29 protein-coding genes are annotated in these 26542 nt (G+C 71.7%); 12 read left to right on the top strand and 17 right to left on the bottom strand.

Features of this window, described 5'->3' with window-relative positions; translation table 11 throughout:
- Positions 1-30: 30 nt before the first annotated feature.
- Both LH62_RS28000 and LH62_RS02935 read right to left on the bottom strand, forming a co-directional pair.
- Positions 31-573, bottom strand: a complete 543-nt coding sequence (locus tag LH62_RS28000; RefSeq protein WP_052213647.1) for a DUF4142 domain-containing protein — start codon at positions 571-573, stop codon at positions 31-33.
- 144 nt (positions 574-717) lie between these two features.
- Positions 718-2421, bottom strand: a complete 1704-nt coding sequence (locus LH62_RS02935) for an amidohydrolase family protein (protein ID WP_043359136.1) — start codon at positions 2419-2421, stop codon at positions 718-720.
- Positions 2422-2523: 102 nt separating this feature from the next.
- Here LH62_RS02935 and LH62_RS02940 point away from each other — a divergent pair, with 102 nt between their 5' ends.
- Complete coding sequence (locus LH62_RS02940) at positions 2524-3966, top strand: NAD(P)-binding domain-containing protein (protein WP_043359138.1); 1443 nt, start codon at positions 2524-2526, stop codon at positions 3964-3966.
- Between the two features lie 5 nt (positions 3967-3971).
- Here the strand turns inward: LH62_RS02940 and LH62_RS02945 are convergent, their stop codons facing one another.
- The 4 genes from LH62_RS02945 to hslV all read right to left on the bottom strand — a co-directional run bounded on the left by LH62_RS02945 (position 3972) and on the right by hslV (position 9386).
- Positions 3972-5450: a hypothetical protein gene (locus LH62_RS02945; protein ID WP_043359140.1), complete on the bottom strand. Its 1479-nt coding sequence runs from the start codon at positions 5448-5450 to the stop codon at positions 3972-3974.
- Positions 5451-5713: 263 nt separating this feature from the next.
- A complete protein-coding gene (locus tag LH62_RS02950; RefSeq protein WP_052213648.1) occupies positions 5714-7483 on the bottom strand; it encodes an ABC transporter transmembrane domain-containing protein in 1770 nt (589 codons plus the stop codon).
- Entirely contained in the window at positions 7484-8809 is a 1326-nt protein-coding gene (hslU, locus tag LH62_RS02955) for an ATP-dependent protease ATPase subunit HslU (RefSeq protein WP_043359141.1), read from the bottom strand.
- Between the two features lies 1 nt (position 8810).
- On the bottom strand, positions 8811-9386 hold the full coding sequence (hslV, locus tag LH62_RS02960) for an ATP-dependent protease subunit HslV (RefSeq protein ID WP_043359143.1): 576 nt from the start codon (positions 9384-9386) through the stop codon (positions 8811-8813).
- A 115-nt stretch (positions 9387-9501) separates the two neighbouring features.
- Here hslV and hisB point away from each other — a divergent pair, with 115 nt between their 5' ends.
- The 8 genes from hisB (at position 9502) to LH62_RS03000 (ending at position 15882) form a co-directional block, all read left to right on the top strand.
- The gene (hisB, locus tag LH62_RS02965) at positions 9502-10104 is read left to right on the top strand and encodes an imidazoleglycerol-phosphate dehydratase HisB (protein ID WP_043359146.1); all 603 of its coding nucleotides are present in this window, start codon (positions 9502-9504) and stop codon (positions 10102-10104) included.
- Positions 10104-10469, top strand: a complete 366-nt coding sequence (locus tag LH62_RS02970) for a DUF2628 domain-containing protein (protein WP_043359148.1) — start codon at positions 10104-10106, stop codon at positions 10467-10469. The genes hisB and LH62_RS02970 overlap by 1 nt, the downstream gene beginning before the upstream one ends.
- Entirely contained in the window at positions 10466-11119 is a 654-nt protein-coding gene (gene hisH, locus LH62_RS02975; RefSeq protein ID WP_043359149.1) for an imidazole glycerol phosphate synthase subunit HisH, read from the top strand. The genes LH62_RS02970 and hisH overlap by 4 nt, the downstream gene beginning before the upstream one ends.
- Complete coding sequence (locus tag LH62_RS02980; RefSeq protein WP_043359150.1) at positions 11116-11682, top strand: GNAT family N-acetyltransferase; 567 nt, start codon at positions 11116-11118, stop codon at positions 11680-11682. The genes hisH and LH62_RS02980 overlap by 4 nt, the downstream gene beginning before the upstream one ends.
- 3 nt (positions 11683-11685) lie before the next feature.
- Positions 11686-12435 carry a 1-(5-phosphoribosyl)-5-[(5-phosphoribosylamino)methylideneamino]imidazole-4-carboxamide isomerase gene (gene hisA / locus LH62_RS02985; RefSeq protein ID WP_043359151.1) on the top strand — a complete coding sequence of 250 codons (750 nt, stop codon included), beginning with the start codon at positions 11686-11688 and terminating at the stop codon, positions 12433-12435.
- Between the two features lie 68 nt (positions 12436-12503).
- Entirely contained in the window at positions 12504-13709 is a 1206-nt protein-coding gene (locus LH62_RS02990) for an acyl-CoA dehydrogenase family protein (RefSeq protein WP_043359153.1), read from the top strand.
- Positions 13709-14836, top strand: a complete 1128-nt coding sequence (locus LH62_RS02995; RefSeq protein WP_043359155.1) for an acyl-CoA dehydrogenase family protein — start codon at positions 13709-13711, stop codon at positions 14834-14836. Before LH62_RS02990 ends, LH62_RS02995 begins: the two co-directional genes overlap by 1 nt.
- Positions 14833-15882, top strand: coding sequence for an amidohydrolase (locus LH62_RS03000; protein WP_043359157.1), 1050 nt, complete (start codon positions 14833-14835; stop codon positions 15880-15882). The genes LH62_RS02995 and LH62_RS03000 overlap by 4 nt, the downstream gene beginning before the upstream one ends.
- Here the strand turns inward: LH62_RS03000 and LH62_RS03005 are convergent.
- The 11 genes from LH62_RS03005 to sppA form a co-directional block, all read right to left on the bottom strand.
- Positions 15840-17114, bottom strand: coding sequence for a folylpolyglutamate synthase/dihydrofolate synthase family protein (locus LH62_RS03005; RefSeq protein WP_043359158.1), 1275 nt, complete (start codon positions 17112-17114; stop codon positions 15840-15842). The genes LH62_RS03000 and LH62_RS03005 overlap by 43 nt on opposite strands.
- A 10-nt stretch (positions 17115-17124) precedes the next feature.
- The gene (gene accD / locus LH62_RS03010) at positions 17125-18057 is read right to left on the bottom strand and encodes an acetyl-CoA carboxylase, carboxyltransferase subunit beta (protein ID WP_043359160.1); all 933 of its coding nucleotides are present in this window, start codon (positions 18055-18057) and stop codon (positions 17125-17127) included.
- The gene (gene trpA, locus LH62_RS03015; RefSeq protein ID WP_043359161.1) at positions 18054-18872 is read right to left on the bottom strand and encodes a tryptophan synthase subunit alpha; all 819 of its coding nucleotides are present in this window, start codon (positions 18870-18872) and stop codon (positions 18054-18056) included. The genes accD and trpA overlap by 4 nt, the downstream gene beginning before the upstream one ends.
- Positions 18869-20086: a tryptophan synthase subunit beta gene (gene trpB, locus LH62_RS03020; RefSeq protein WP_043359163.1), complete on the bottom strand. Its 1218-nt coding sequence runs from the start codon at positions 20084-20086 to the stop codon at positions 18869-18871. The genes trpA and trpB overlap by 4 nt, the downstream gene beginning before the upstream one ends.
- Positions 20087-20149: 63 nt before the next feature.
- The gene (locus LH62_RS03025; RefSeq protein WP_043359165.1) at positions 20150-20512 is read right to left on the bottom strand and encodes a DUF4087 domain-containing protein; all 363 of its coding nucleotides are present in this window, start codon (positions 20510-20512) and stop codon (positions 20150-20152) included.
- A 52-nt stretch (positions 20513-20564) separates the two neighbouring features.
- On the bottom strand, positions 20565-21020 hold the full coding sequence (locus LH62_RS03030) for a response regulator (protein ID WP_052213649.1): 456 nt from the start codon (positions 21018-21020) through the stop codon (positions 20565-20567).
- A 283-nt stretch (positions 21021-21303) separates the two neighbouring features.
- On the bottom strand, positions 21304-21960 hold the full coding sequence (locus LH62_RS03035) for a phosphoribosylanthranilate isomerase (RefSeq protein WP_052214925.1): 657 nt from the start codon (positions 21958-21960) through the stop codon (positions 21304-21306).
- Positions 21960-22670 (bottom strand): orotidine-5'-phosphate decarboxylase, encoded by a 711-nt coding sequence (pyrF, locus tag LH62_RS03040; protein WP_043359169.1) that lies wholly within the window; start codon positions 22668-22670, stop codon positions 21960-21962. The genes LH62_RS03035 and pyrF overlap by 1 nt, the downstream gene beginning before the upstream one ends.
- A 5-nt stretch (positions 22671-22675) precedes the next feature.
- Positions 22676-23020 carry a lipopolysaccharide assembly protein LapA domain-containing protein gene (locus LH62_RS03045; RefSeq protein WP_043359170.1) on the bottom strand — a complete coding sequence of 115 codons (345 nt, stop codon included), beginning with the start codon at positions 23018-23020 and terminating at the stop codon, positions 22676-22678.
- Between the two features lie 13 nt (positions 23021-23033).
- Complete coding sequence (gene ihfB, locus LH62_RS03050) at positions 23034-23360, bottom strand: integration host factor subunit beta (RefSeq protein ID WP_043359171.1); 327 nt, start codon at positions 23358-23360, stop codon at positions 23034-23036.
- 19 nt (positions 23361-23379) lie between these two features.
- On the bottom strand, positions 23380-24294 hold the full coding sequence (sppA, locus tag LH62_RS03055; protein WP_043365059.1) for a signal peptide peptidase SppA: 915 nt from the start codon (positions 24292-24294) through the stop codon (positions 23380-23382).
- 99 nt (positions 24295-24393) lie between these two features.
- Between sppA and LH62_RS03060 the strand changes: the two genes are divergently transcribed.
- The 3 genes from LH62_RS03060 to LH62_RS03070 are packed head-to-tail and all read left to right on the top strand — an operon-like array spanning position 24394 to position 26515.
- The gene (locus LH62_RS03060; RefSeq protein ID WP_043359172.1) at positions 24394-24858 is read left to right on the top strand and encodes an L-2-amino-thiazoline-4-carboxylic acid hydrolase; all 465 of its coding nucleotides are present in this window, start codon (positions 24394-24396) and stop codon (positions 24856-24858) included.
- Complete coding sequence (locus LH62_RS31785) at positions 24855-25910, top strand: DUF6817 domain-containing protein (protein WP_043359173.1); 1056 nt, start codon at positions 24855-24857, stop codon at positions 25908-25910. Before LH62_RS03060 ends, LH62_RS31785 begins: the two co-directional genes overlap by 4 nt.
- A gap of 26 nt (positions 25911-25936) precedes the next feature.
- On the top strand, positions 25937-26515 hold the full coding sequence (locus tag LH62_RS03070; protein ID WP_043359174.1) for a sugar O-acetyltransferase: 579 nt from the start codon (positions 25937-25939) through the stop codon (positions 26513-26515).
- Positions 26516-26542: the final 27 nt, after the last annotated feature.

Consider the following 26542-nt stretch of genomic DNA (forward strand, 5'->3'; position numbering starts at 1 on the left):
CGGCGGATCGCGCCGCCGCCCCGGTCCGCATCAGCCCCGCTGGAGCATCATGGCCAGCTCTTCCAGCATGGTGATGTGCTGCTGGATCGACATGCGGGCCAGGACCGCGATGTGCTGCCCGTCGGCGCTGCGGTTGGTGTTGTCGAGATAGCCCTGCTGTACCAGCAAGCCTTCGCGATGGCTCAGCAGCTGCCCCTGCACATAGGCGCGGTCGAAGGCCGAACCCGAGAGGGACTGCAGGCTGGTCAGCACGGCCTGGTGCTCGGCGTCGAGCGGCACCGGCGGCGGGTTCGCCGTATTGGTCATCACCTGCGCCAGCGCGGTCTGCTCGGCGATCTCGAAGGTGGCGAACTGCTTCACCTTCAGGTTCTCCGACCGCTCCAGCGCCAGCTGGCTGGTCTGCTTGGCGAGCGTGCCGTTCATCAGCGTCATCGCCGTGTGCTCGGTCGCGGACAGGGTGCGCACCGTTCCCGGCGTGACCATCGGGGCGGTCTGGGCGATGGCGGTCCCGCGCAGCAGCGGCGCGGCCGCGCCGGCGGCGGCAAGTCCGAGGATCGCATGGCGTCGGTTCATCGGTTCGGCTCCGTTTGGCTGTGGCCGGCGCGCAACGCGCCGCCTCTTTCGCGCAAACGGGCCGGTCCGCCAGGGGTTCATCCACTCCTGCGAACGAACTCCCGAAACCTGTTCACCCCGTAACCCTGTGCGGCAGCCGCTTCGTCAAGCCCTCGCGCCGCGTACAAGCCGCCCGGGCAGCGCCCCGGTCGGCTCGCCCTCGCGCGAGACGACCTCGCCATGCACGATCGTCGCCACATACCCCTCCGCCGTCTGCACCAGGCGCTTGCCGCCGGCCGGCAGGTCGTAGCGCAGCTCCGGCACGCGGATCTGCAGCCGGCCGTAGTCGATCACGTTGAGGTCGGCCCGCTTGCCGACCGCGATCAGCCCCCGATCCGCCAGCCCCAGCGCCAGCGCATTGTCCCGCGTCAGCCGCCGCACCGCGAAGGGCAGCGGCAGCTTCGGCCCGCGCACCCGGTCCCGCGTCCAATAGGCGAGCATATGCGTCGTCGAGGAGCTGTCGCAGATGATGCTGACATGCGCCCCGCCATCGCCGAGCCCCATCAGCGTCCGCGGATGCTCGACCATCTCGCGCACCGCCTCCAGGTCACGGTCGGCATAGTTGATGATCGGCCGGTTGAGGATCGCCTTGCCGTCCCGCTCCATCATCCAGTCCCAGCACAGCTCGGCCGGATCCCGGCCCTGCTGCGCCGCGATGGCGCCGACGCTCGTTTCCGGCCGCGGCTCGTAATCCGGCGGGTCGTCGAGGCGGAAGATCATGTCCCAGACATTCAGCCGGTCCCGCAGCGCCGGGTCCGGCACCTCCTCGGCCAGGATGCGCGCCTTGAAGGCCGGGTCGCGCAACACCTTCATCTTCTCGGCGAAAGGCAGCTTCGCCACCGCCTGCCAGGACGGCCGCGCCATGAAGGGATGCTGCGACAGCTCGAAGCCGAACATCAGCCCGACCGGCCGCGCCATCACCTGCCCCGTCATCGGCACGCCCGCCGCATTCGCCGCCTCGATCTTCTCGAGCAGGAAGCGCCAGAGCCAGGGCCGGCTCTCCCGTTGCAGCAGCGAGAAGGTCATCGGCCGCCCCGAAGCGGCGGCGATCCGCTGCAGCCGCGCGAACTCGTCCTCCGGCTCGTCGAAGTCGGAGATCACCTGCAGCCAGCTCGCTCCGGCCTCGCCCGCCGCGCGACCGATCGCCTCCAGCTCCGGCTCGGGCGTGCCGAGGGTCGGCGTATGCGTCCCGTCCAGCGTCTTGTGCGCGATCGCCCGCGAGGTGGAGAAGCCGAGCGCCCCGGCGCGGATGCCCTCGGCGGCCAGCCGCGCCATCTCGGCGATCTCCTCCGGTGTCGCCTCGGCATAGGCCGCCGCCCGGCTGCCCATCACATGCACCCTGAGCGGCGCGTGGCACACCTGCGTCGCCACATCCATATCGTAGCGCCGGCTGCCGAGCACATCGAGGAATTGCGGGAAGGTTTCCCAATTCCAGGGCAGCCCCTCGGTCAGCACCACCTCCGGCAGGTCCTCGACGCCCTCCATCAGCTTCACCAGCGCCTCGCGCGCTTCCGGCCGGCAGGGCGCGAAGCCGACGCCGCAATTGCCGATCAGCGCCGTGGTCACGCCGTTGAGGGAGGAGCTGTCGAGCCGGCTGCTCCAGGTCGCCTGCGCATCGTAATGGGTGTGGATGTCGACGAAGCCCGGGGTGACGATCATCCCCCTGGCATCGATCTCCTCGGCCCCTCTTGCTGCGACCTTGCCGATCTCGAGGATATGCCCCCCGCCCACGGCGATATCCGCCTCATAGGGCTCGCCGCCGCTGCCATCGACGATGGTCCCGCGGCGGATGACGAGGCTCGGCTCCATGGCGGCTTCCTCCGGTGCTTTGCCCGCAGCCTTGGTCGGGCGACCGCCCATGTCAACCATGGCGCAGCCCTTGCTAGGATCGAACGATCAGGAGCCCCTTGGATGCCCGCACCCCGCACCCTTCCCGAGCTGGAACAGGACGTTGCCCGCGACCTGGAGCTGACCGCCCACCCCCGCGCCCCCTGGCTGGTGCCGAAGACATCGGGCGGCGCCCCGGTGCTGGATGCGCTCGTCATCGGCGCCGGCCAGGGCGGCCTCGCCGTCGCCCATGCCCTGCGGCGGGACAAGGTCGAGAATATCCTCGTCGTGGACCGCGCCTCCGAGGGCCGGGAGGGTCCGTGGGTCACCTTTGCCCGCATGCGCACGCTGCGCAGCCCGAAGACGCAGACCGGCCCGGACCTTCGCCTCCCCGCCCTCACCTACCAGGCCTGGCACGAGGCCCAGTTCGGCGCTCGGCATTTCGAGGCGATGACCTGGATTCCGAAGGAGCACTGGCAGGACTACCTGCTCTGGTTCCGCCGCGTCACCGGCATCCCCGTCCGCAACGGCGTCTCGGCCGGCGCCATCACCCCGGCGCGGACGGATGACGACCTGCCCTGCCTCCGCATCGAGAGCAGCGCGGGCCCGATGCTGGCCCGCAAGGTGGTCATCGCCACCGGGCAGGAGGGCGTCGGCGCCTGGTGGATGCCAGAGTTCGTCAGCGCCCTGCCGAAGCCCCTCCGCGCCCATGCCAGCGAGGCGATCGACTTCGCCGCGTTGCGCGGCAAGACCGTCGCCGTGCTCGGCGCCGGCGCCTCCGCCTTCGACAATGCCGCGACCGCGCTGGAGGCGGGCGCCGCCGAGGTCCACCTCTTCTGCCGCCGCGCCGAGCCGATGATCATCCAGCCCTATCGCTGGCTCACCTTCGCCGGCTTCCTCCGCCACATGCACGAGATGCCGGATGTGTGGCGCTGGCGCTTCCTTTCCACCATCCTCGGCCTGCGCGAAGGCTTCCCGCAGGACACCTACAACCGCGTCCTCGCCTTCCCCAATTTCACCATGCATGTCGGCCGCCCCTGGACCGCGGCCCGCGCCGAGGCGGGCCGCGCCGTGCTGGAGACGCCCCGCGGCCCCTTCACCGCCGACTACCTCATCTGCGGCACCGGCGCCCGGATGGATCCAGGCCTCGTGCCCGAACTCGCCGCCTGCGCCGGCAACATCGCCCAATGGCGCGACCGCTACCTGCCGCCGCCCGGCGAGACCCCGCCCGAACTCGCCGAGCGCCTCGGCGGCTTCCCCTACCTCGCCCCCGACAGCAGCTTCCTCGAACGCCGCGTCGGCGAGACGCCCTGGGTCCGCGACATCCACCTCTTCGGCATCGGCACCACCATGTCCTTCGGCCCGGCCGGCGCCTCGATCAACGCGATGAGCATCGCCGCGCCGCGCGTCGCCGCCGGGGTGACGCGCGGCCTGTTCGAAGCCGACCTGCCGCGGCTCTACGAGGAGCTGCTGGCCTACGACATCCCTCAGGTGGAGCTGGACCCGGGCAGGATCGCCGCCGATTAGCGTTCCTACAGGCCCACCTCCCGCAGGAAAGAGCGCGACGGCGCGAAGAAGTACTCGCCGCCCTGCATCCGCACGAAATCCGCGAAGGAGAAGGGCACCATCGGCTTGCCCTCTCCCACCGGCCAGAGCTGCGTCCGCGCCGCCTCGTCCCCGCCCTGGCCGATCACCGGGTCGATGCCGGTCGGCACCTCGCCCGGTGCCAGGCCGCGCAGGAAGCGCGGGTTGTTGGCCCAAACCTGCTGGGTGAACTCGAACTGCCCCTCGATGCTCGCCATATAGGCCATGAAGAGCAGGCCGACCTCGCCCTCCGGCTCCTGCCCCGCATCCGCCTCGAAGTCGCGCACCGCATCGCCGAAGGGGATGCCCCGCCGCGCCATGATGTGGCTGCGCTCCGCCGGCGCCCCGGGCGGCAGCTTCGCCGTGCTCTCGCCGCGCGGGTTGGTCTTGCGGATATGCGCCTGGAAGGGGCAGCGCATCCCCTCCGGGTCGTTCGCGTAGCTGAAATTGTTGGGCGGCGGCATCGTCGTCGCATCCTCGGAGAGCACCACCGGCGTCCCGTCCTCGAACCGCCCGACCACCATGGCGCCGGCCAGCTCCGGATTCTCCGTCAGGTCGAGCGCCTCCGCCAGCGCCTCCTCCCGCCGCTTGAAGGCCCGCACCCGCTGCTCCAGCTTGCGGAAGACGAAGTAGCTGCCCGCCCCCAGAGGCGTCCTGGCATTCGGGTCCGCCAGGATGAATTGGGAGGGCGGGAAGGCCGGGTCGAAGCCGGTATCGGCCCCTGCCGGTGCGGTCTCTTCCGCATAAGCCGCCGCCTCCCGCTCCAGATCCTCGGCGAGGAAGAGCGGCTGGCTGCGCCCGTCCACATAGCCGAAATGCTCGACGCCCTCGGCCGGGCCACCGGGCCGGAAGGTGCGGAACTGCGCCCGCCCCCGCTCCACGCCGAGCACCCGGGCGCCGCTGCCATTCAGCCAGCCCTCGGCCGCCTCCAGGTCCCGTGTCACCGCCTCGAAGCTGGAATTCGCCAGCAGGATCAGCGCATCCGGCGCCGGGTTGCCGGGCCGCCAGGCGCCCTCGCCCCACTCGCCCGCCGGCGGGTCCGCGAGGACCGCCTGCCGCGCGCGCATCCCCGCCTGAAAAGCGGCATCCCCCGGCATCGTCGCCAGGTTGCCGAGCGCCCGGTAGGCCCCGGCGCCGAGCAGCAGGCACCGCACCGGCCCGCCATCGAAGCCCGGCCCGGCGCTGGACCGCGCCGTGCAGAGCTGCTGCAAGGCGGAGGTGACATAGCCCGACAGGTCGCGCAGCAGCCGCGCCACCGCCTGCGCCCCCATGCCTTCGAAGCTGACGAAGATGTTGCCGGTGAAGTGCCGGCCATGTCCCTTCAGAATATTCGCCTGAAGGTCACGCAGGAAATGCCGCATATCCGGGTCCGTCGCCTGCGTCATCCAGCGGATCGGCGATTGCAGCAGAGTGTTGAGATCGGTCATGGCAAGTCCTTCCCTCCTTGGCAACAAGGCAGGCGGCACGCCCCATCCGGCCCCGCAGGCCGGATTCCGTCATCGATCATCGAGATAGGGCAAGGCACTCCGGCGCCCACCGCGCCGCCATTCCAAGCCGGCGGCTATTGCGATTTGCAGGGGTACGGGGAGGGTTTGTACATCGAATACTTCACATCAACGCAGCCGTGACGAAGATTGCGCTGCATGCGGCGGAGATCGGTGCAGGACGCCTCAAGCCTTGCCGATCTAACTCAGCCTTCGAGACGAATCCCGCCCTGCTGGTCCGCCTCGCCGAATTGCAGCGCCGCCAGCCGCGCATACAGCCCGCCCTCGCGCACCAGCGCCGCATGCGTGCCGCTGGCGGCGATCCGCCCGCCTTCCAGCACGACGATGCGGTCCGCCTGCCGCACCGTCGCCAGCCGGTGCGCGACGACCAGCGTCGTCCGCCCCCGCGCCAGCCGCTCCAGCGCCCCCTGCACCGCGCGCTCGCTTTCCGCATCCAGCGCGCTCGTCGCCTCGTCCAGCAGCAGGACGGAAGGATCGCGCAGGATGGCACGCGCGATCGCCACCCGCTGCCGCTGCCCGCCGGAGAGCGTCACCCCCCGCGTGCCGAGATGCGTCTCCAGCCCTTCCGGCAGCGCCTCGAGGAAATCCGCGGCCGCCGCCCGCATCGCCGCCGCGATCTCGGCATCCGAGGCCTCCGGCCGCCCGAAGCGGATGTTCTCCCGCGCCGTAGTGCTGAAGATCACCGGGTCCTGCGGCACGAGGCCCAGCCTCCCGCGCAGCGCCGCCGGGTCGAGTTGCGCGATATCGGCGCCATCCAGGAGGATGCGCCCCGATTGCGGATCGTAGAAGCGCAGCAACAGCTGCAGCACCGTCGTCTTCCCGGCGCCCGAAGGCCCGACCAGCGCCACCGTCTCCCCCGGCTCCACGGCGAGGGAGAAGCCCTCCAGCGCCGAGCGGTCCGGCCGGGTCGGGTAGTGGAACACCACGTCCTGGAATTCGATCCGTCCGCGCGCCGGCGGCAGCACCAGCGGCGCCGCCGGCGCAATGACGGCAGGCCGCTCCGCCAGCACCTCCAGCAGCCGCTCCGCCGCGCCCGCCGCGCGCTGGATCTCGCCCCAGACCTCGCTGAGGCTCGCCCCGGAATTCGCCAGCAGCACGGCGTAGAGGATGAAGGCCGAAAGCTCGCCCCCCGTCATCCGCCCCGCGATCACATCCTGCCCGCCGACCCAGAGCGCAAAGGTGATGGCCCCGAAGCCGAGCAGGATGACGACGAGGATCAGCAGCGCCCGCGTCCCGACCCGCCGCAGCGCCGCGCCGACCGAGTCCTCCACCTGCGCCGCATAACGCGCGCGGTCCGCCGGCTCATGGGTGAAGGCCTGCACGGTCCGCAGCCCGTTCAGCACCTCCTCCGCGGTATGCCCGAGATCGGCGACGCGCTCCTGCGCCACGCGGGACAGCCGCCGCTCCCGCCGCCCGAAGCCGATCATCGGCAGCACCACCATCGGCACGACGATGGCGACGATCCCGGCGAGCTTGGGGCTCGTCACCAGCAGCATGGCGAAGGCGCCCGTGCCGGTCAGGATGTTGCGGATACCCAGCGAGATGGCGGAGCCCGTCAGCGACTGCAGCAAGGCGATGTCCGCCGTGAGCCGCGACAGCAAGTCGCCCGTCCGCGCCCGCTCGTAATAGGCGGGCGAGAGCGTCAGCAGATGCTCGAAGACGCAGCGCCGCAGATCGGCCGCGACCCGCTCCCCGAGCCAGGACATGAGAAAGAACCGCCCGCAGGTCGCCGTCGCCAGCGCCGCCACCACGCCGAACAGCACCAGCGCCGTCCGGTCGAGCGCCGCCCCGCTGCCGGCGGCGAACCCTTCATCGACGAGGTGCCGCAGCCCCTGCCCCAGCCCGAGGGTCAGCCCCGCCGCCGCGGCGAGCGCCAGCCCGGCCAGCGCCACCCTGCCGCGATAGGGCCGCAGATAGGGCAGCAGCAGGCCGAGCGAGCTGAGCCGGCCGAGCACTCAGAGAATGTAGCGGCTGAGATCGGCACTGCCCGCGAGCGGCGCCACCTTCTCCCGCACATACTCCGCGGTCACCGGCACCTGCTCGCCGGGCCGGTCGCTGGCACTGAAGGAAATCTCCTCCAGCAGCCGCTCCATCACCGTCGCCAGCCGCCGCGCGCCGATGTTCTCGACGCGCGCGTTGATGTCGGTGGCGAGGTCGGCGATCGCCTCCACCGCATCCGCATGGATGTCGAGCGTCAGCCCCTCCGTCCCCAGCAGCGCCGTGTACTGCTTGATGAGCGAATGCTCCGGCTCGGTCAGGATGCGCCGCATGTCGTCCCGCGTCAGCGCGCCCAGCTCCACGCGGATCGGCAGCCGCCCCTGCAATTCCGGCAGCAGGTCGGAGGGCTTCGCCAGATGGAAGGCGCCCGAGGCGATGAAGAGGATGTGGTCCGTCTTCACCGGCCCATGCTTGGTGGTGACGGTCGTGCCCTCGATCAGCGGCAGCAGGTCGCGCTGCACGCCCTCGCGCGAGACGTCGCCGCCGCGCACGCCGCCCTCGCTGGCGCGGGCCACCTTGTCGATCTCGTCGAGGAAGACGATGCCGTTGTTCTCGGCATTGGCGATCGCCTCGCGGGTCAGCGCCTCCTGGTCGACCAGCTTGTCCGCCTCGTCCTTGATGAGCGCGCTGCGGGCCTCGGCCACCGTCATCTTGCGCGGCTTGGTCCTGCCGCCGAACATCTTGCCGAGCATGTCCTGCATGTTCTGCATCTGGATGCCCTGGGCGCCCGGCATGTCGATCATGCCGATCGGCATGCCGCCGCCGGCATCGGCGACCTGCACCTCCACCTCGCGCGTCTCGAGCGCGCCCTCGCGCAGCATCCGGCGGAACTTCATCCGCGTCTCGCCCGAGGCGCCCTCGCCGACGAGCGCCGTCACCAGCCGCTCCTCCGCCGCCAGCTCGGCCTTGGCCTGAACGCCGCGGCGCGAGGCTTCCCGCGTCTGGGTGATGCTCACCTCGATAAGGTCGCGGATGATGCTGTCCACGTCGCGGCCGACATAGCCGACCTCGGTGAACTTCGTCGCCTCGACCTTGAGGAAGGGCGCGTTGGCGAGCTTGGCCAGGCGCCGCGCGATCTCGGTCTTGCCGCAGCCCGTGGGCCCGATCATCAGGATGTTCTTCGGCACCACCTCTTCCCGCATGGCATCGGGAAGCTGCTGCCGCCGCCAGCGGTTGCGCAGCGCGATGGCGACCGCGCGCTTGGCGTCGTTCTGCCCGATGATGTAGCGGTCGAGCTCGGAGACGATCTCGCGCGGCGAGAGGTTGACGGTTTCCGTGCTCATCTCAGGCCGCTTCCAGGGTTTCGACGACGATGTTGCCGTTGGTGTAGACGCAGATGTCGCCGGCGATCCGCATCGCCCGGCGCACGATCTCCTCGGCCGAGAGCCCCTCGACCGGCAGCAGGGCGCGGGCCGCGGCGAGGGCGAAATTGCCGCCCGAGCCGATGCCGATCACCGCATCCTCCGGCTCCAGCACGTCGCCCTGCCCGGTCAGCAGCAGGCTCCGCTTGGCATCCGCGACGGACAGCAGGGCCTCCAGCCGGCGCAGGTAGCGGTCGCTCCGCCAGTCCTTGGCGAGCTCGACGCAGGCGCGCTCCAGCTGGTCGGGGAAGCGCTCCAGCTTCGCCTCCAGCCGCTCCAGCAGGGTGAAGGCGTCGGCCGTCGCCCCGGCGAAGCCGGCCAGCACGCGCCCGCCGGCGATCCGCCGGACCTTCCGCGCATTGCCCTTGACCACGGTTTGCCCGAGGGAGACCTGCCCGTCGCCCGCCATGGCGACGAGCCCGCCCTTGCGGACCGAAAGGATGGTGGTGCCGTGCCAGCCGACGAGGTCGGGCGCGGCATGGGGAGAATGGTTCGACATGACCGCCGATGTGGCCCTTTGCCGCGCCCGGGGCAACTACCCCCGCCGGATGGCGGGGCCGGAACCCGCAACCTCCCCATTTCCCCCCGCGCCCGCATCCGCTATGCCCCCGCCCATGACCGCCCCTCGCACCGCCGTCATCACCCGCAGCACGGCCGAGACCGCCATCACTGTCCGCCTCGCGCTGGACGGCACCGGCCAGGTCCGGGCCGGGACGGGCATCGGCTTCCTCGACCACATGCTGACCGCCCTCGGCCGGCATGGGCTGTTCGACCTCGAGGTGGAGGCCAAGGGCGACCTGCATATCGACTTCCACCACACGACCGAGGATGTCGGCATCGTCATCGGCCAGGCGCTCCGCCAGGCCTTGGGCGACAAGCGCGGCATCCGCCGCTACGGCCAGGCCCTGCTGCCGATGGACGAGGCCCTGGCCGAGGCCGCGGTCGACATCTCCGGCCGTCCCTTCCTCGCCTGGAGCGTGCCCTTCGCCCGCGACAAGATCGGGGAGATGGACACGGAATTGTTCGAGGAATTCTTCCGCGCCCTCGCTTTCAATGCCGGCATCACGCTGCATGTCACCTTGAAGGCCGGCACCAACGCGCACCATGTCGCCGAGGCCTGCTTCAAGGCGCTGGCCCGGTCGCTGCGGATAGCCGTGGAGACCGACCCGCGCTCGCCGGACGCCATCCCCTCCACCAAGGGGGTGCTGGAGGCCTGATGCGCATTTGGACCGTCCACTTGCCCCCGGAAGGCCGCCCCGCGGCACCGGAAGCCCGGCTACCCGCCCTGGTGCCGGAACGCTTCGCCTGGCTCGCCTTCCTTTTCGGCCTGGCTTGGCTGCTGGCGTACCGCCTTTGGCTGGAATCGGTGATCTACCTCGCCGCCATGGCCCTCTTGCTCGCCCTCGCCCCGGACTGGGCCCGCGCCCCGCTCGGCCTCGCCCTCCACCTGCTGCTCGGCTTCCACGCGGAGGATCTCCGCCGCGCCGCCCTGGCCCGCCGCGGCTGGCGCCAGTCGGGCGTCGTCGCCGAGCGCGATGCCGACCTTGCCCTGCTCCGCGCGCTGGCGGGCCGACCGGCATGAAGGTTGCCGTCATCGACCCCGGCTCCGGCAACCTCGCCTCCGTCCTCCGCGCCCTCGACCGCGCCGCCGGTATGGCCGGCACGGTGGTGGAGGCCGCCATCACCCGCGACGCCGCGGAGGCCGCGGCGGCCGACCGCCTCATCCTTCCTGGCCAGGGCGCCTTCGCCGCCTGCATGCGGGGCCTCGAAGCCCTCCCCGGCATGATCGAGGTGCTGGAGGACCGCGTCCGCGGCCAGGGCGTTCCCCTGCTCGGCATCTGCGTCGGCATGCAGATCCTGGTGGAGCGCGGCCTGGAGCATGGCGTGACCCCCGGCCTCGGCTGGATCGCCGGCGAGATGGCGCCGATGGCCCCCAAGGGTCCCGACGGCACCCCCCTCCCCCTGCCGCAGATGGGCTGGAACACCCTCGCCTTCACCCCCGGCGGGCACCCGCTGCTGAGCGGCGTCCGCCCCGGCGAGCATGCCTATTTCGTCCATTCCTACGCCCTGCGCGGCGCCGAGCAGGACGAGGTCGCCGCCACCACGGAGTATGGCGGCCCGGTGGTCGCCATAGTCGCCCGCGGCAATGTCGCCGGCACGCAATTCCACGTGGAGAAGAGCGCGACCGTCGGCCTGCGCATCCTGGCCAATTTCCTCCGGTGGGAACCATGAGCGGGACCATCGCCGATTTGCGCGTGGACCGGGTCACCGAGCTCGACGACCACGACATCGCCGAACTCTGCGAGGCGACGGACGCCGCCATCATCGAGGGCGGCGGCTTCGGTTGGGTCGAGCCGCAGGGCCGCGCCGCGCTGGAGCGCCACTTCCGCGGCGTCCTCCTCGTGCCGGAGCGGGAGCTGTTCGTGGCGCGCCTCGACGGCATGGTGGTCGGCAGCGCCCAGCTCGTCCGCCCGCACCGCAACAACGAGGCCCAGGCCTTCGCCGCCCAGCTCACCCATGCCTATATCGCGCCCTATGGCCGCGGCCATGGCCTGGCGCGGCTGCTGATCCGGAAGGTCGAGGAACACGCCGCGGCGCTCGGCCACCGCGTCCTCAACCTCGACGTGCGGGAAACGCAGCTCACCGCCATTGCCCTGTTCCAGGCGCTCGGCTACGTGCTTTGGGGTAGCCACCCGGTCTATGCCAGGGTGCGTGGCCAGACGGTCGCTGGGCAATACTACTACAAGCTGCTGGAGCCCGGCCGCGGCCGCCGCACGGAACACATGGTGCCATAACCGATGGGCCTCACCCTCTATCCCGCCATCGACCTCAAGGCCGGCCAGGTGGTCCGCCTCAAGCGCGGCGACATGCGCGAGGCGACGGTCTATTCCGCTGACCCGGCCGCGCAGGCCCGGCTCTTCGCCGCCGCCGGCTTCCGCTGGCTGCATGTGGTGGACCTCGACGGTGCCTTTGCCGGCCGCCCGGCCAATGCCGCGGCGGTGCAGTCCATCCTCGCCGCCTCGCCCGGCCTGCCGGTGCAGCTCGGCGGCGGGATCCGCAGCATGAACACGGTCGAGGCCTGGCTGGACCAGGGGGTGAAGCGCATCATCCTCGGCTCGGCGGCGTTGAAGGACCCGCATTTCGCCCTCGCCGCCTGCCGCGCCTGGCCCGGCCACATCGCCGTCGGCATCGACGCGCGCGGCGGCATGGTGGCGACCGAGGGCTGGGCCGATATCAGCACCATGCCGGCGCAGGAACTGGCGCTCCGCTTCGAGGATGCCGGCGCCGCCGCCATCATCTACACCGATATCGACCGTGACGGCATGCTCGGCGGCGTCAACCTCGAGGCGACGCTCGCCCTGGCGCGGGCCGTCCGCGTCCCGGTCATCGCCTCCGGCGGCGTCGCCTCGCTGAATGACCTCGCCTCGCTCACCGCCGTCGCCTCGGAGGGCATCGAGGGCGTCATCATCGGCCGCGCCCTCTATGACGGCCGCATCGACCCGGCCAAGGCCCTGGCCCTGGTCTCGGGCGCCCCGGGCAAAGTCTAGCCCCACCCGCTTGCCCCCGCCCGCCGGAGGGGCCAGTCTTGCCCCAAAGACGAGGGGAGAGACGGGCCATGGACCTGCGATTCACGCCGGAGGAGGTCGCCTTCCGCGAGGAGGTGCGCGCCTTCATCCGCGACAACCTTCCCGCTGACATCCGCGAGCGCATGCGCCTCGGCCACAAGCCGACCAAGCAGGACACCATCACCTGGCAGCGCATCCTGAATGCGAAGGGTTGGGCCGCCTTCTCCTGGCCGGAGGAATGGGGCGGGCCGGGCTGGACCGCGGTCCAGCGCATGATCTTCCTCGAGGAGAACCTGCAGGCCCCGGCGCCGGAACTGCTCTCCTTCAACATCACCATGCTCGGCCCGGTGCTGGTCGAGTTCGGCACCGAGGCGCAGAAGCGCCGCTTCCTCCCCCGCGCCGCCAACCTCGATGACTGGTGGTGCCAGGGCTTCTCCGAGCCCGGCGCCGGCTCCGACCTCGCCAGCCTGCGCACGGCCGCGGTGCGCGACGGCGACCACTACGTGGTCAACGGCCAGAAGATCTGGACCTCGACCGCGCACAACGCCGACTGGTGCTTCTGCCTGGTCCGCACAGACCCCAAGGCCGCCAAGCGGCAGGAGGGCATCTCCTTCCTGCTGATCGACATCCGCACGCCGGGGATCGAGGTGCGGCCGATCATCTCCATCGATGGCAGCCACCACCTGAACGAGGTCTTCTTCACCGACGTCCGGGTGCCGGCGGAGAACCTGGTCGGCGAGGAGAACCGGGGCTGGTCGGTCGCCAAGTACCTGCTGGGGAACGAGCGCACCGGCATCGCCCGGCTCGGCACCAGCAAGGCCGCGGTGCGCCGCGCCAAGGAGGTGGCGCGCGAGGTCCGCGCCCGCGGCCGCCCGCTGATCGAGGACCGCGCCTTCCGCACCCGCGTCGCCCAGCTGGAGGTCGACATGAAGGCGCTGGAGATCACCCAGCTCCGCGTCGTTTCCGCCTTCGCCAAGTCGGGCGGCAAGAAGCCGGACCCGCTTTCCTCCGTCCTCAAGGTGAAGGGGACGGAGCTGCTCCAGGCCAGTTCCGAGCTGGTGATGGATGTCGGCGGCCCGCTCGCCATGCCCGCCTGGCAGCAGGAGCTGGCGGCGCTGGCCAACGAGCCCGCGCCCGTCCCCGACTGGGCCCCGGCCATGGCGCCGGCCTATCTCATGCTGCGGGCCGCCTCGATCTATGGCGGCACCAACGAGATCCAGAAGAACATTCTCAACAAAGCCGTGCTGGGGCTCTGATGGACTTCGACCTCACCGAGGAGCAGCGCCTGCTGACCGACAGCGTCACCCGCCTGCTCGCCGACCAGTACGGCTTCGAGCAGCGCAAGTCCCTGCTCAGGACCCCGGCGGGCTGGAGCGAGCGGCTCTGGTCGCAATATGCCGAGCTCGGCCTGCTCGGCCTGCCCATCCCGGAGGAGTATGGCGGCTTCGGCGGCGGCCCGGTCGACGTCATGCTGCTGATGCAGGCCTTCGGCCGCCACCTGGTGCTGGAGCCCTTCCTCGCCAGCATCGTGCTCGGCGGCACCGCGCTCCGCCTCGCCGGCAGCCCGGCGCAGCGCGACGAGCTGCTGCCGGCACTCGCCGACGGCTCGCTGAAGCTCGCCTTCGCCCATGGCGAGCGGCAGTCCCGCTACGACCTGACGGACGTGCAGACCACCGCCCGGCAGGAGGGCGGCGGCTGGCGGCTCGACGGCGCGAAGAGCGTCGTCCTGCACGGCGACTGCGCCGACCGGCTGGTGGTCAGCGCCCGCACCGGCGGCAGCCGCGACGAGCCGGAGGGCATCTCCCTCTTCCTCGTCGATGGCGAGGCGTCCGGCCTCGCCCGGCGCGGCTATGCGCTGCGCGACGGCACCCGCGCCGCCGAGCTTTCCCTCACCGGCACCCCGGCCGAGCTGCTCGGCGAGCGCGACGCCGCCCTGCCGGTGATCGAGCGCGTCGTCGAGGCCGGCATCGCCGCCACCGCCGCCGAGACCATCGGCGCCATGGAGGCCATGCAGGCGATGACGCTCGACTACCTGAAGACGCGGCAGCAATTCGGCCGCCCGATCGGCGACAACCAGGCGCTCCAGCACCGCTCGGCGGAGATGATGATCGCGCTCGAGCAGGGCCGCTCCATGGCCATGCTCGCCACCATGTCGCTCGATGAGCCGGATGCGGAGGAGCGCGCCCGCAGCATCGCCATGGCCCGGGTCGGCGTCGGCCAGGCCGGCCGCTTCGTTTCGCAGAACGCGGTGCAGCTCCATGGCGGCATCGGCATGACCGAGGAATACGCGGTCGGCCACTTCTTCCGCCGCGTGATGGTGATCGAGCACCTCTTCGGCGACACCGCCCACCACCTCGACCGCCTGGCAGACCAGGTCGCGTGAGCGCCGCGCTCCTCACGCCATCCCGCCAGGTCGCGGTGCGCGAGGACTGGCTCGCCCTCACCGGGGAGCCGATCCTCGACCCGGACCTGCCGATCATCGACCCGCACCACCACCTCTGGGACCATCCCGGCGAGCGCTACCTGCTGCCGGACCTGCTGCGCGACACGGCGAGCGGCCACCGGATCGAGGCGACGGTCTTCGTCCAGTGCGGCGCCATGTACCGCGCCGAGGGCCCCGAGGATGAGCGCCCCCTGGGCGAGACGGAGTTCGTCACCCAGGCCAGCGGCCGGCATGGCGGGACCCATGCCTGCGCCGGCATCATCGGCATGGTGGACCTGACGCTCGGCGACCGCGTTGCCCCGCTGATCGAGGCGCACCGCGCGATTGCCGGCCCGCTCTTCCGCGGCGTCCGCAACCGCACCGCCTGGCACCCTTCGCCCGAGATCCGCTCCAACCTGGTGACGCCGCCGCCCGGGCCGCTGGAGCATCCGGGCTTCGCCGACGGCGCCCGGCAGCTCGCCCGCGCCGGCCTCACCCTCGATGTCTGGGCCTACCACACCCAGCTGCCGCTGGTGCTCGCCCTCGCCCGCGCCGTGCCGGAGCTCGCCATCATCCTCGACCATTGCGGCGGCCCGCTCGGCGTGGGCCCCTTCGCCGGCCGCCGCGCCGAGGTCTTCCCCGCCTGGCGCGAGTCGATTCTCGCCCTCGCCGCGCTCCCCAACATGGCGGTGAAGCTGGGCGGCCTCGCGATGCAGGTGAACGGCTTCGACTTCCACCTCGCCGAGCGTCCGCCCGGCTCCGCCGCCCTGGCCGAGGCCTGGCGCCCCTATATCGAGACCTGCATCGAAGCCTTCGGTCCCGCGCGCTCGATGTTCGAGAGCAATTTCCCGGTGGACAAGGGCATGTGCGGCTACCCGGTCCTTTGGAACAGCTTCAAGCGCCTCGCCTCGGGCGCGAGCGCCGAGGAGAAGACGGCGCTGTTCCACGGCACCGCCGCCCGCATCTACGGGCTGCCATCCAGCTTCAGCACCTCGCCCGCCAGATAGAGGCTCCCGCACACCAGCACCCGCGCCGGTGGCCCCTCCCTCGGCAGGGCCTGGAGCGCCGCCTCCACCGTCGGCCCCGGCCGCGCCACGCCGCCGCTCGCGGCGACGATGCGCTCCACCGGCGTCGCCAGGTGCTGCCCCGGCTCCGCCACCGCCCAGAGGCTCCCCGCCAGCGGCAACAGCGGCCTGAGGAAGTCCTCGACCACCTTCGTCCCCTTCATCCCGACAAGGAGATGCAGCGGCCGGTCGCCCCAGGCCCGCGCCTGCTCCGCGATGGCGAGCCCGCCCCCGGCATTGTGCCCGCCATCCAGCCAGAGCTCCCACCCCGCCGGCAGCATCGCCGCCAGCCGCCCGGTGAGCCTCTGCATCCGCCCCGGCCACTCGACCCGCGCACCCCCCGCCGCCAGCGCAGCCTCGCTCAGCCACCCTGGCCCCCAGGCCCTCAGCGCCGCGACGGCGATCCCCGCATTGTCCGCCTGATGCGCCCCGAGCAGCCCCGGCGGCGGCAACTCGACCACCCCCGCCGCATCGGCGAAACGCAGCCCGCCCTCGCGCCGCTCGACGCTCCAGCCCCGCCCGCGCGCCAGCAGCGGCGCCCCCACATCCGCCGCGACGCGCTCCAGCACCCCGAGCGCCACCGGCTCCTGCGCCCCCGTCACGCAGGGCACGCCCGGCTTGATGATCCCCGCCTTCTCGAAGGCGATCCGCTCCAGCCGGTCGCCGAGGAACTCCATGTGGTCCATCGAGATGGAGGTGATCGCCGCCACCGCCGGCGGCGGGATCACGTTGGTTGCGTCGAACCGCCCGCCGAGCCCCACCTCCAGCACCAGCAGGTCGGCCGGCACCCGGCTGAACAGCAGGAAGGCGACGGCGGTGATGACCTCGAAGACGGTGATCGCCGCCCCCGCATTCACCGCCTCGATCTCCTCCAGCGCCGCCCCCAGCGCCTCCTCCCCCACCAGCTCGCCCGCCAGCCGGATCCGCTCATGGAACCGCACCAGATGCGGCGAGGTGAAGACATGCACCCGCTGCCCCGCCGCCTCGCCGATGGCGCGCAGGAAGGCGCAGGTCGAGCCCTTGCCGTTGGTTCCGGCGACATGCACCACCGGCGGCAACCGCCGCTCCGGATGCCCAAGCTTGCCGAGCAGCGCCTCCAGCCGCCCGAGGCTCAGGTCGATCGCCACCGGATGCAGCGCATGCAGCCGCTCCAGGATGGCCTCGCTCCGGCTCATGCCCCTTGGCTCACGCGGGAACTGCCGGCCCTTCCGGCGCCGGCAGCGCCAACGCCTCGACCTCACCCGTTGCGCCGACGGGCGCCGCCACCTGCTCCGGCAGCCGCAGCAGGCCGATCAGCCGCGCCAGCGTCGCCCGCATCTCGCCCCGCGGCACCACCATGTCGAGGATGCCGTGCTGCAGCAGGTACTCCGCCCGCTGGAAGCCCTCGGGCAGCTTCTCGCGCACCGTCTGCTCGATCACCCGCGCCCCGGCGAAGCCGATCATCGCCCCGGGCTCGGCGATCTGGATGTCGCCCAGCATGGCGAAGCTCGCCGTCACCCCGCCCGTGGTCGGGTCGCACAGCACGACGATGAAGGGCAGCCCCGCCTCCTTCACCATGCGCGTGGCGATGACGGTGCGCGGCATCTGCATCAGGCTGATCGCGCCCTCCTGCATCCGCGCGCCCCCCGAAGCGGTGAAGACGATCAGCGGCGCATCCTGCAGCACTGCCAGCCGCGCCGCCGTCACCAGCGCCTCGCCCACGCCGGCGCCCATCGACCCGCCAAGGAAGCTGAACTCGAAGGCCGCGGCCACGACGCGGTTGCCCTCGATCGCCCCATGCGCGACGACGACGGCATCCTCCTGCCCCACCTTCACCTGCGCCTCGCGCAGCCGCTCGACATAGCGCCGCTGGTCACGGAACCGCAGCGGGTCCTGCGGCGCCTTCGGCAGCTCGATCCGCGCCCAGCCGGCATCCAGCGTGTAGTCCATCCGCGTCCGCGCGCCGACCCGCATGTGGTGCCCGCAATGGGTGCAGACATGCAGATTCCGCTCGAGGTCGCGGTGGAAGATCATCTGCTCGCAGGCTGGGCATTTGTGCCAGAGGTTGTCCGGCACCTCCCGCGGCGCACCGAACAGCGTCTTGATCTTGGGCAGCGCCCACTCGCTGATCCAGTTCATCGGCCGCGCACGGCTCCGGCCAGCGCCCGCACCTGCTCCAGCACCAGCCCCACCGTCTCCGGCCTGGCCTTGCCCTCCTCGTCGAGCGAGGCCGCCAGCGTGTCCACCAGCGCCGTCCCGACGACGGCGCCATCGGCGAGCCGCGCCGCCTCCCCCGCCTGCTGCGGCGTGCGGATGCCGAAGCCGATGGCGACCGGCAGGTCCGTATGCTTGCGGATACGCGGGACCGCCTCCTCCAGCGAGGCCGCCGTCGCGCTCCGCGTGCCGGTGATGCCGGTGATCGAGACGTAGTAGACGAAGCCGCTGGTCGCAGCGAGCACGCGCGGCAGCCGCGCATCGTCGGTGGTCGGCGCCACCAGGCGGATCAGGTCGAGCCCCGCCGCCTTCGCTTGCGGCTCGATCTCCCCCGCCTCCTCGGGCGGCACGTCCACGACGATCAGCCCGTCGACGCCCGCCGCCGCCGCATCCGTGCAGAACCGGTCGACGCCATAGGCGAGGATCGGGTTGTAGTAGCCCATCAGGATCACCGGCGTCGTGTCGTCGCCCGCGCGGAACGCCCGCACCAGCTCCAGCACGCCCGGCAGGGTCGCCCCGACCTTCAGCGCCCGCTGCGCCGCCCGCTGGATCGAGGGGCCATCCGCCATCGGGTCGGTGAAGGGCACGCCCACTTCCAGCAGGTCCGCCCCCGCCTCCGGCAACCCGCGCAGCAGCGCCAGCGAGGTCTCCCGGTCCGGGTCGAAGCCCTGGAGGTAGGTGACGAGCGCCCCGCGCCCCTCGGCCTTCAGCGCGGCGAATTTGGCGGCGATCCGGCTCACATCTCGACTCCCAGATGCTTCGCCACGGTGAAGATGTCCTTGTCCCCCCGCCCGCAGAGATTCATCAGCACGATCGCGTCCTTGGGGAGCGTCGGCGCCATGCGGATCACATGCGCCAGCGCATGCGCCGGCTCCAGCGCCGGGATGATGCCCTCGAGCTTCGAGCAGAGCTGGAAGGCGGCCAGCGCCTCGTCGTCCGTCGCGCTCACATACTGCACGCGGCCCAGCTCATGCAGCCAGGAATGCTCCGGCCCGACGCCCGGATAGTCGAGCCCGGCGCTGATCGAATGCGCCTCGGTGATCTGCCCGTCGGCGTCCTGCAGCAGGTAGGTGCGGTTGCCGTGCAGCACGCCCGGCCGCCCCTTGGTCAGCGAGGCCGCATGTTGCTCCGTCTCCACCCCATGCCCCGCCGCCTCCACGCCGTACATCTGCACGGCGGCATCGTCGAGGAAGGGATAGAACAGCCCCATCGCATTGGAGCCACCGCCGATGGCGGCCACCAGCGCATCCGGCAGCCGCCCCTCGGCCGTCATCATCTGCTGCTTGGCTTCCTCGCCGATGACGCTCTGGAAGTCGCGCACCATCACCGGATAGGGGTGCGGCCCGGCGACGGTGCCGATGCAGTAATAGGTGTCCTCGACATTGGCGACCCAGTAGCGCAGCGCCTCGTTCATCGCATCCTTCAGCGTCGCCGCGCCGGAGGTCACCGGCATCACCTCGGCGCCGAGCAGCTTCATGCGGAAGACGTTGGGCTGCTGCCGCTCCACATCGGTCGCGCCCATGAAGACGGTGCAGGGCAGGTCGAACAGCGCACACACGGTCGCCGTCGCCACGCCATGCTGCCCCGCCCCGGTCTCGGCGATGATGCGCGTCTTGCCCATGCGCTTCGCCAGCAGGATCTGCCCGAGCACGGCGTTGATCTTGTGCGCGCCGGTGTGGTTCAGCTCGTCGCGCTTGAAGTAGACCTTCGCCCCGCCGAGGTGGCTGGTGAGCCGCTCCGCGAACCAGAGCGGGCTCGGCCGCCCGACGTAATGCGTCAGCAGCCGCCGCCACTCGGCATCGAAGGAGGGGTCGCGCTTCGCCGCCTCATAGGCCTGCTCGACCTCGAGGATCAGCGGCATCAGCGTCTCGGCGACGAAGCGACCGCCGAATTGGCCGAAGCGGCCCTGGCTGTCCGGGCCCTGGCGATAGGAATTGGGCAGCGGCTTGTTCACAGGCTTTCCCCTTTTCTGGCCGCCCTCATAGAGCAGCGCGGCGAAGCGGGAAAGCCAGCCCGCTCAGGGCGGCGGCAGGCTCCGGTCCGCCCGGCACCGCCCCAGCGGCAAGGCCTGGGCCGCCAGCAGCCGGAGGATGCGCCGCCCCTGCGGATCTGCTTCCACCGTCAGGCAGGCACAGCCATGCCCGTAGGAGGTGCCATTGGTGACGACCCAGCCGGCGCCGGTCATGTCGGGCATCGCCTCCATGCCCTCGGCCTCATGGCCTCCCTGGGAGGACAGCAGCCATGTCCCGTCGCGGTCGAGCAAGGACCAATTCCCCGGGGTCGGGTTCTCGAGCCAGCCGCAGCGGCGCTCGGCCGACAGCGCACAGGGTATGCCGGGCCACAGCAGCCACAGGCCCAGGGCGATGACCTTCGGCGTCACCGGCTCTCCTCCGGCGTGGAAGCCCGCCGATCCAGCCCGATCACCGCCGCCGCTAGCGACGCAAGGGAGGGCCGCCGACGAGCAATCCCGCCCGGCTCGGCGCCGCCCCGTTCCGCCGCCGCGGGGCCTCGCCCGATGGGCTCGTCGCCCGTCCGGTCGTGCTGGAGAGCACATCGGCCAGGCTGGCGATCAGGTCCTCGGCGGCAAAGGGCTTGCCGAGCCGGACGGTGGGGCCCCCAAGCCCCCGCAGGTTGGCCTCCGGCGCCTCCGGGTGGAAACCGGTCACCACCACCACCGGCAGGAAGGGGCGGTTCCGGCGGAGGCTGCGGATCACCGCCCTGCCGTCCAGCTGGCCCAGCAGGTGGATGTCCGCGATGACCGCCGACAGCTCGTCGATCGACTGCGCCATGGCGAGCGCTTCCTCCCCATTCCCGGCCAGGAAGACCTGGTAGCCGGCCTCCTGCAGAATGGTGTCGATCAGCAGGCCGATGAGGGCCTGGTCCTCCACGACGAGGATCCTGGGTCCGCCAGGTTCCGGCTTGGGCTGAATCGTGTCGCCGAGGGGTAGTTCGGCTGGCATGGACTTGGTGCCTTGAGTTACGCCACCGACAGGCCGGAGCGTTGAGGGACACAACCATACACAATTTTCAACCATAAATGTACATAACGTTTCATTGATTATCAGCTGCCAGGCGAGGCACTCGGGCGGCGGTTCGAAACCCTGCCATCGGCCTTGCGGCCGGCAATCCCGCTCGATGGTCCCATCTTGCCCATCTCAGGCACCGGCGGCCCTAGCCTTCCGATGCGCCTCCGCGCAGCCTCCTCGCCGCCCGCACGAATTCCCTGATCCGCCCCGGATCCTTCACCCCCCGCGCCCGCTCGACGCCGGAGGACACGTCCACCCCCGCCGCGCCGCTCCGGTGGATCGCCTCCGCCACCGTCTCCGGCGTCAGCCCGCCGGCCAGCAGCCAGGGACGCGCGATCACCCGCCCCGCCGTCAGCCCCCAGTCGAAGGCCGCCGCATTCCCCCCCGGCAGGCTCGCCCCCGCCGGCGGCTTGGCATCGAGCAGGAACCGATCCACCACCGGCGCATAGGCATCGAGGGCAGCGAAATCCGCCTCGCCGCCGATGCCCACCGCCTTCATCACCGGCACCCCGAACCGTGCCCGGATCGCCGCGCACCGCTCCGGGCTCTCCGCCCCATGCAGCTGGATGAGCCCGAGCGGCACCACGGCCAGCACCGCCGCGATTTCCTCATCGGTCGGATCGACGAACAGCCCGACCCGCACCGGCCCGCCCTCGATCCGCGCCGACAGCGCCGCAGCCTCCTCCGGCGTCACCGCCCGCGGCGAGGGCGGGTAGAAGACGAAGCCGACCATCGCCGCCCCCGCCGCCGCCGCCGCATCGAAGCCCGCCGCATCGCGGACCCCGCAAATCTTCACCTCGATCACGCCAGCGCCCCGCCGATTGCCCGAAGCGCCGCCACCGGATCCGCCGCCCCGGTAATGGGCCGCCCGACCACGATCCAGTCCGCCCCAGCGGCCACGGCCTCCTCCGGCGTCGCCACCCGCGCCTGGTCGCCCACCGCGCTCCCCGCCGGCCGCACCCCCGGCACCACCAGCAAGGGCGCCTCGCCGAAGGCATCGCGGACCGGCCCCACCTCGCGCGGCGAGCAGACCAGCCCATCCGCCCCGGCACCGAGCGCCAGCCGCGCCAGCCGCAGCACCTGCTGCACCGGCCCGCCGGCGATGCCCGTCTCCGCCAGCGCCCCGGCATCGAGGCTGGTCAGCACGGTAACGGCGAGCAAGATCGGCCTCGCCTCCCCCGCCGCCTCGGCCGCCTCGCGCGCCGCCGCGATCATCGCCGCCCCGCCCGCACCGTGCAGCGTCAGCATCGCCGGCCGCAAGGGCAGCAGCGACCGCACCGCCCCGGCGACGGTGTTCGGGATGTCATGCAGCTTGAGGTCGAGGAACACTGGCGCCACCGGCGCCACCCGCCTGACCGCCTCCGGTCCGCAGGCCGTGAACAGCTCCAAGCCGAGCTTCACCGCCCCACACCCCGGCGCCAGCGCCCGCGCCAAGGCCTCGGCACGCCCGATATCCGGCGTATCGATCGCCGGGATGACCCGCTCGGCCCCCCCTCGGGGACGCGCCAGCATGCGCCTCAGGCCGCCGGCCGCTGCGAGATCACGAGGCTGGTCCCCGCCCGCTGCGGCACCGGCCCCACCTGCCGTGCCGCCGCGGCGCGATGCTCGTTCAGCTCCGCCTCCAGCACCTGCGCCGCCCGCTCCGCCCGCCGCGCCCGCGCCCGGGCCGGCAGCCCCGCCACCCAGGCCACCAGCGCGCCGAACAGGAAGAACACGGCGGCGAAGACCAGCATCGCGGTCGAGAGCGGCACCGCCCAGGCCAGGTCGAAGGGCCAGAGATGCAGCAGCACCTCCTCCCGGTTCGACAGGCCGAAAAGCACCAGCAACACCAGCACGGGCAGCAGCAGGATCAGTCGCAGCATCAAAAGGTGTCCTTCACGAACTGGCCGCGGCGCGGGCCGGACGCGGCGCGGCCGGGGCGGGCCCGTCATTCACCCGCTCGCGCAGCTCCTTGCCCGGCTTGAAATAGGGGACGGCCTTGCCCTCCACCGGAACTGCCGCCCCGGTGCGCGGGTTGCGCCCCGTCCGTGGGTCCCGCTTCTTGGCCGAGAAGGCGCCGAAGCCGCGCAGCTCCACCCGGTCGCCCCGGGTCAGCGCGTCGGTGATCTCCTCGAAGATGGTCGCCACGATCAGCTCGATATCGGGCTGCCGCAGATGCGGGTTCTCCGCCGCCAGATGCGCGATCAGCTCGCTCTTCGTCATCGCCGCCCCATCCTGCCCCTCACCGCGGAAGCTGCCAGAGCAGGCCGATCCCGTCAACGCCAAGCCATTCTGAAACCACGGTTTTCGCCAAGCCGCCAAAGGCCGCCCCGGCCAGCCGCTCCGCCATGTTCCGCGTCTCGATGTCCCGCACCGGAAGCTCGGCCGGCACCCCCCGCTCGGCCGCCAGCCAGGCCCTGGCCTCCGCCTCGCCGCCGATCGCATCGACCAGCCCCGCCTCCAGCGCCTGCCGCCCGGTGAAGACCCGCCCGTCCGCCAGCCCCCGCACCTGCTCGACCGGCATGCGCCGCCCCGCCGCCACCTTCTCGACGAATTGCGCATACATGTCGCCGACCACACCCTGCAACGCCGCCCGCCCGTCCGGCGACAGGGGATGGAACGGATTCGGCTGGTCCTTCAGCGGCCCCGAGACCAGCGCGTCCCCCCTCACCCCCAGCCGCGCCAGCAGCTCCGAGGTATCGAAGGTCTGCAGGATGACGCCGATGGAGCCCGTCAGCGTCGATTCCCGCGCAAAGATCCGCTCCGCCGCCACCGCCGTCATGTAGCCCGCCGAGGCCGCCGTCCCCCGCATCACCGCGACAACCGGCTTCGCCGCCCTGAGCCGACTGAGCGCCGCATGCAGCGCCTCGCCCCCGCCCACCGTCCCGCCGGGGCTGTCGATGGCGACGATCACCGCCCGCACCCCCGAATCCTTGGCAAGCCGGTCGAGCGCTTCCTGCACCTTGCGGTCGTCGCCAATGAAGCCGGAGACGGTGAGCCGCTCCACCCGGCCGGCGCCGATCCCCGGCAACTCGCCCGCGCGCCCCAGCCAGGCCAGCGCCGCCCCCAGCACCAGCAGCAGGGCGAAGCCCCGCCACAGCGCCAGGCGCCGCTTCAGCCGCCTCCTGTCGATCAGCAGATCGGCGTCCAGTGCCATGACCTTCCCGCTCCCGTCGCCGCTCATCTGGCCCCGGGCGGCCTTCCGGTCCAGCCCCCGCCCATCTACGCTCCCTTTCCCCACCACCGGAGCCCCGCGATGAGCAGCATCGGCATCCTCGAACAGCGCCGCATCGAAGCCGCCTTCGCTAAGGGCATCTACGAGGAGATGGCCGCCGAGCTCGGCCCCGAGCAGGCCCGCGCCATCCTGTCGCGCGCCATCGTCAAGCTGGCGAAGCAGACCGCCGCCGAGATGGCCGCCGAAGCGCCCGAAGGCCCCAGCCTCGACCACTTCATCGCCATCCAGGAGCGCTGGACCCGCGACGACGCGCTCCGCATCGAGGTCACCGATCGCACCGAGACCAGCTACGGCTTCAACGTCACCCGCTGCAAGTATTCGGAGATGTACCGTGCCATGGGCCTCGCCGATCTCGGCGCCGTCCTCTCCTGCAACCGCGACGGCGCCTTCTGCGAGGGCTACGACCCGAAGCTCAGGCTGACCCGCACCCAGACGCTGATGGGCGGCGCCACCCATTGCGACTTCCGCTACCAGGTCGAGCCATGATGCACCCCCTCGTCAGGCCCCTGCTTGCGGACGACTGGGCCGCGATCGACCCCGAGCTCCCCCAGCTGCTGGAACTGCTCTTCTCCCGCGCCGCAGGCGAGGACTGGCACAAGGCCGGCACCTTCAAGGACCACCTGCTCGGCCTCTACCGCACGCTCGCCCTCTGGGACATGCCGCGCGAGATCCGCCTGCTCGGCCTCTTCCACAGCGTCTACTCGAACGAATACGTGGACCTGAAGCTCTTCGCCGACCGCGCCCCGCTCCGCCAGGCCCTCGGCGAGGAGGCGGAGCGCCTGGTCCACCTCTTCTGCACCATGCCCCGCACCCTCTTCACCCGGCGCCTGCTGGAGGAGGGCGACCTGCCCGAGGAAGGCATGGTCCTCGAGCGCGAAGGCGCCCCCGCCATCCTGCTGAGCACCAAGGACGTCGCGGTCTTCGCCATCGCCACCATCGCCGACATCGCCGAGCAGTGGCACTCCTGGCAGGACGAACTCTTCCCCGGCTTCCCTGGCCCATCCAAGCCCCGGCGCGTCGCGGACCACTGGGCCGCCGCCCTCTGGCCCGGCCCCCTCAAGCCGACCTCGACCGCCCTCTCCACCCTTTCCCGCCTCGCCCTGCCGCTGTCGGAGATGCCGCCCGAATGGGGCATCCCCACGCCCCCGGTCTTCGCCCGCTGCACGGCACGCCTCGACCCTGCCGACGAGCTCGCCGCCGCGGCGCTCTACTGGCAGGCGGTGACGCGTGCCCTGCCCGTCGCCAGCCCCGACCCCACCCGCCGCGCGCTTGAAGTCGCCGCGACCCACAACCCCTATGTCGCCGAACCGCGCCTGCTCCTCGCCCAGCTCGCCCTGGCCGCCGGCGATTGGAACGCCGCCGCCCTCCACGCCGGCGCCGGCCTCGCCCTGCTGTCCGATTGGGGCGTCGCCTGGGACAAGCGCATCGCCTGGTCCGGCTGGGTGGCCTGGGCCCGCATCCTCCTGCAATCCGCCGAGGCCCGCCGCTGGCCGGAGATGCTGCCGGGCCTCAACGGCCTCGGCCTGGTCGAGGGTTGACCCGCCAAACAGGACAGGACCCGCCCATGCCCACCGAACGCGAGAAGATGCTGGCCGGCGAGCTCTACGACGCCCTCGATCCCGGCCTCGTCGCCGGGCGCATCCGGGCCCGCGAGCTGTGCCAAAGGCTCAACGCCGGCAACGAGGCCGACGAGGAGCTCCGCCGCGACCTCTGCCGCCAGCTCTTCGGCCGGGGCGGCGACACGGTCTGGATGCAGCCGCCCTTCTTCTGCGACTACGGCACCAACATCGAGCTCGGCGAGCGCGTCTTCTTCAACTTCAACTGCATCGTCCTCGATGTCTGCCGGGTCCGCATCGGCGACTACACGCTGTTCGGGCCCGGCGTGCAGATCCTGACGCCGATGCATCCGCTCGATGCCGCGCTCCGGCGGCGGCAGGAATACGGCAAGCCGGTCGAGATCGGCGCCGATGTCTGGGTCGGCGCCGGGGCCTTCATCCTGCCCGGCGTCAACATCGGCGCGGGCAGCGTGATCGGCGCCGGCAGCGTCGTGACGCGCGACATCCCGCCCGGGGTCTTCGCGGCGGGCAACCCCTGCCGCGTCATCCGCGCGATCACCGGGGAGGACCGCCCGGCCGCGCCCTGACGGCCCGGCAATACGACCTTGCGTTTT

The organism is Belnapia sp. F-4-1, from assembly GCF_000802185.1.
Classification (GTDB): Bacteria; Pseudomonadota; Alphaproteobacteria; order Acetobacterales; family Acetobacteraceae; genus Belnapia.

Bases quoted from the DNA above. Each gene is read 5' to 3' on its own strand.
- LH62_RS02945 (WP_043359140.1), bottom strand. From the start codon at position 5,450: ATGACCGATCTCAACACTCTGCTGCAATCGCCGATCCGCTGGATGACG.
- LH62_RS03070 (WP_043359174.1), top strand. From the start codon at position 25,937: ATGCCCACCGAACGCGAGAAGATGCTGGCCGGCGAGCTCTACGACGCC.
- LH62_RS28000 (WP_052213647.1), bottom strand. From the start codon at position 573: ATGAACCGACGCCATGCGATCCTCGGACTTGCCGCCGCCGGCGCGGCC.
- LH62_RS03060 (WP_043359172.1), top strand. From the start codon at position 24,394: ATGAGCAGCATCGGCATCCTCGAACAGCGCCGCATCGAAGCCGCCTTC.
- LH62_RS02995 (WP_043359155.1), top strand. From the start codon at position 13,709: ATGGACTTCGACCTCACCGAGGAGCAGCGCCTGCTGACCGACAGCGTC.
- LH62_RS02935 (WP_043359136.1), bottom strand. From the start codon at position 2,421: ATGGAGCCGAGCCTCGTCATCCGCCGCGGGACCATCGTCGATGGCAGC.
- accD (WP_043359160.1), bottom strand. From the start codon at position 18,057: ATGAACTGGATCAGCGAGTGGGCGCTGCCCAAGATCAAGACGCTGTTC.
- hslU (WP_043359141.1), bottom strand. From the start codon at position 8,809: ATGAGCACGGAAACCGTCAACCTCTCGCCGCGCGAGATCGTCTCCGAG.
- sppA (WP_043365059.1), bottom strand. From the start codon at position 24,294: ATGGCACTGGACGCCGATCTGCTGATCGACAGGAGGCGGCTGAAGCGG.
- LH62_RS03045 (WP_043359170.1), bottom strand. From the start codon at position 23,020: ATGCTGCGACTGATCCTGCTGCTGCCCGTGCTGGTGTTGCTGGTGCTT.
- hslV (WP_043359143.1), bottom strand. From the start codon at position 9,386: ATGTCGAACCATTCTCCCCATGCCGCGCCCGACCTCGTCGGCTGGCAC.
- hisH (WP_043359149.1), top strand. From the start codon at position 10,466: ATGAAGGTTGCCGTCATCGACCCCGGCTCCGGCAACCTCGCCTCCGTC.
- pyrF (WP_043359169.1), bottom strand. From the start codon at position 22,670: ATGCTGGCGCGTCCCCGAGGGGGGGCCGAGCGGGTCATCCCGGCGATC.
- LH62_RS31785 (WP_043359173.1), top strand. From the start codon at position 24,855: ATGATGCACCCCCTCGTCAGGCCCCTGCTTGCGGACGACTGGGCCGCG.
- hisB (WP_043359146.1), top strand. From the start codon at position 9,502: ATGACCGCCCCTCGCACCGCCGTCATCACCCGCAGCACGGCCGAGACC.
- LH62_RS02980 (WP_043359150.1), top strand. From the start codon at position 11,116: ATGAGCGGGACCATCGCCGATTTGCGCGTGGACCGGGTCACCGAGCTC.
- LH62_RS02970 (WP_043359148.1), top strand. From the start codon at position 10,104: ATGCGCATTTGGACCGTCCACTTGCCCCCGGAAGGCCGCCCCGCGGCA.
- LH62_RS02990 (WP_043359153.1), top strand. From the start codon at position 12,504: ATGGACCTGCGATTCACGCCGGAGGAGGTCGCCTTCCGCGAGGAGGTG.
- LH62_RS03005 (WP_043359158.1), bottom strand. From the start codon at position 17,114: ATGAGCCGGAGCGAGGCCATCCTGGAGCGGCTGCATGCGCTGCATCCG.
- LH62_RS02940 (WP_043359138.1), top strand. From the start codon at position 2,524: ATGCCCGCACCCCGCACCCTTCCCGAGCTGGAACAGGACGTTGCCCGC.
- hisA (WP_043359151.1), top strand. From the start codon at position 11,686: ATGGGCCTCACCCTCTATCCCGCCATCGACCTCAAGGCCGGCCAGGTG.
- ihfB (WP_043359171.1), bottom strand. From the start codon at position 23,360: ATGACGAAGAGCGAGCTGATCGCGCATCTGGCGGCGGAGAACCCGCAT.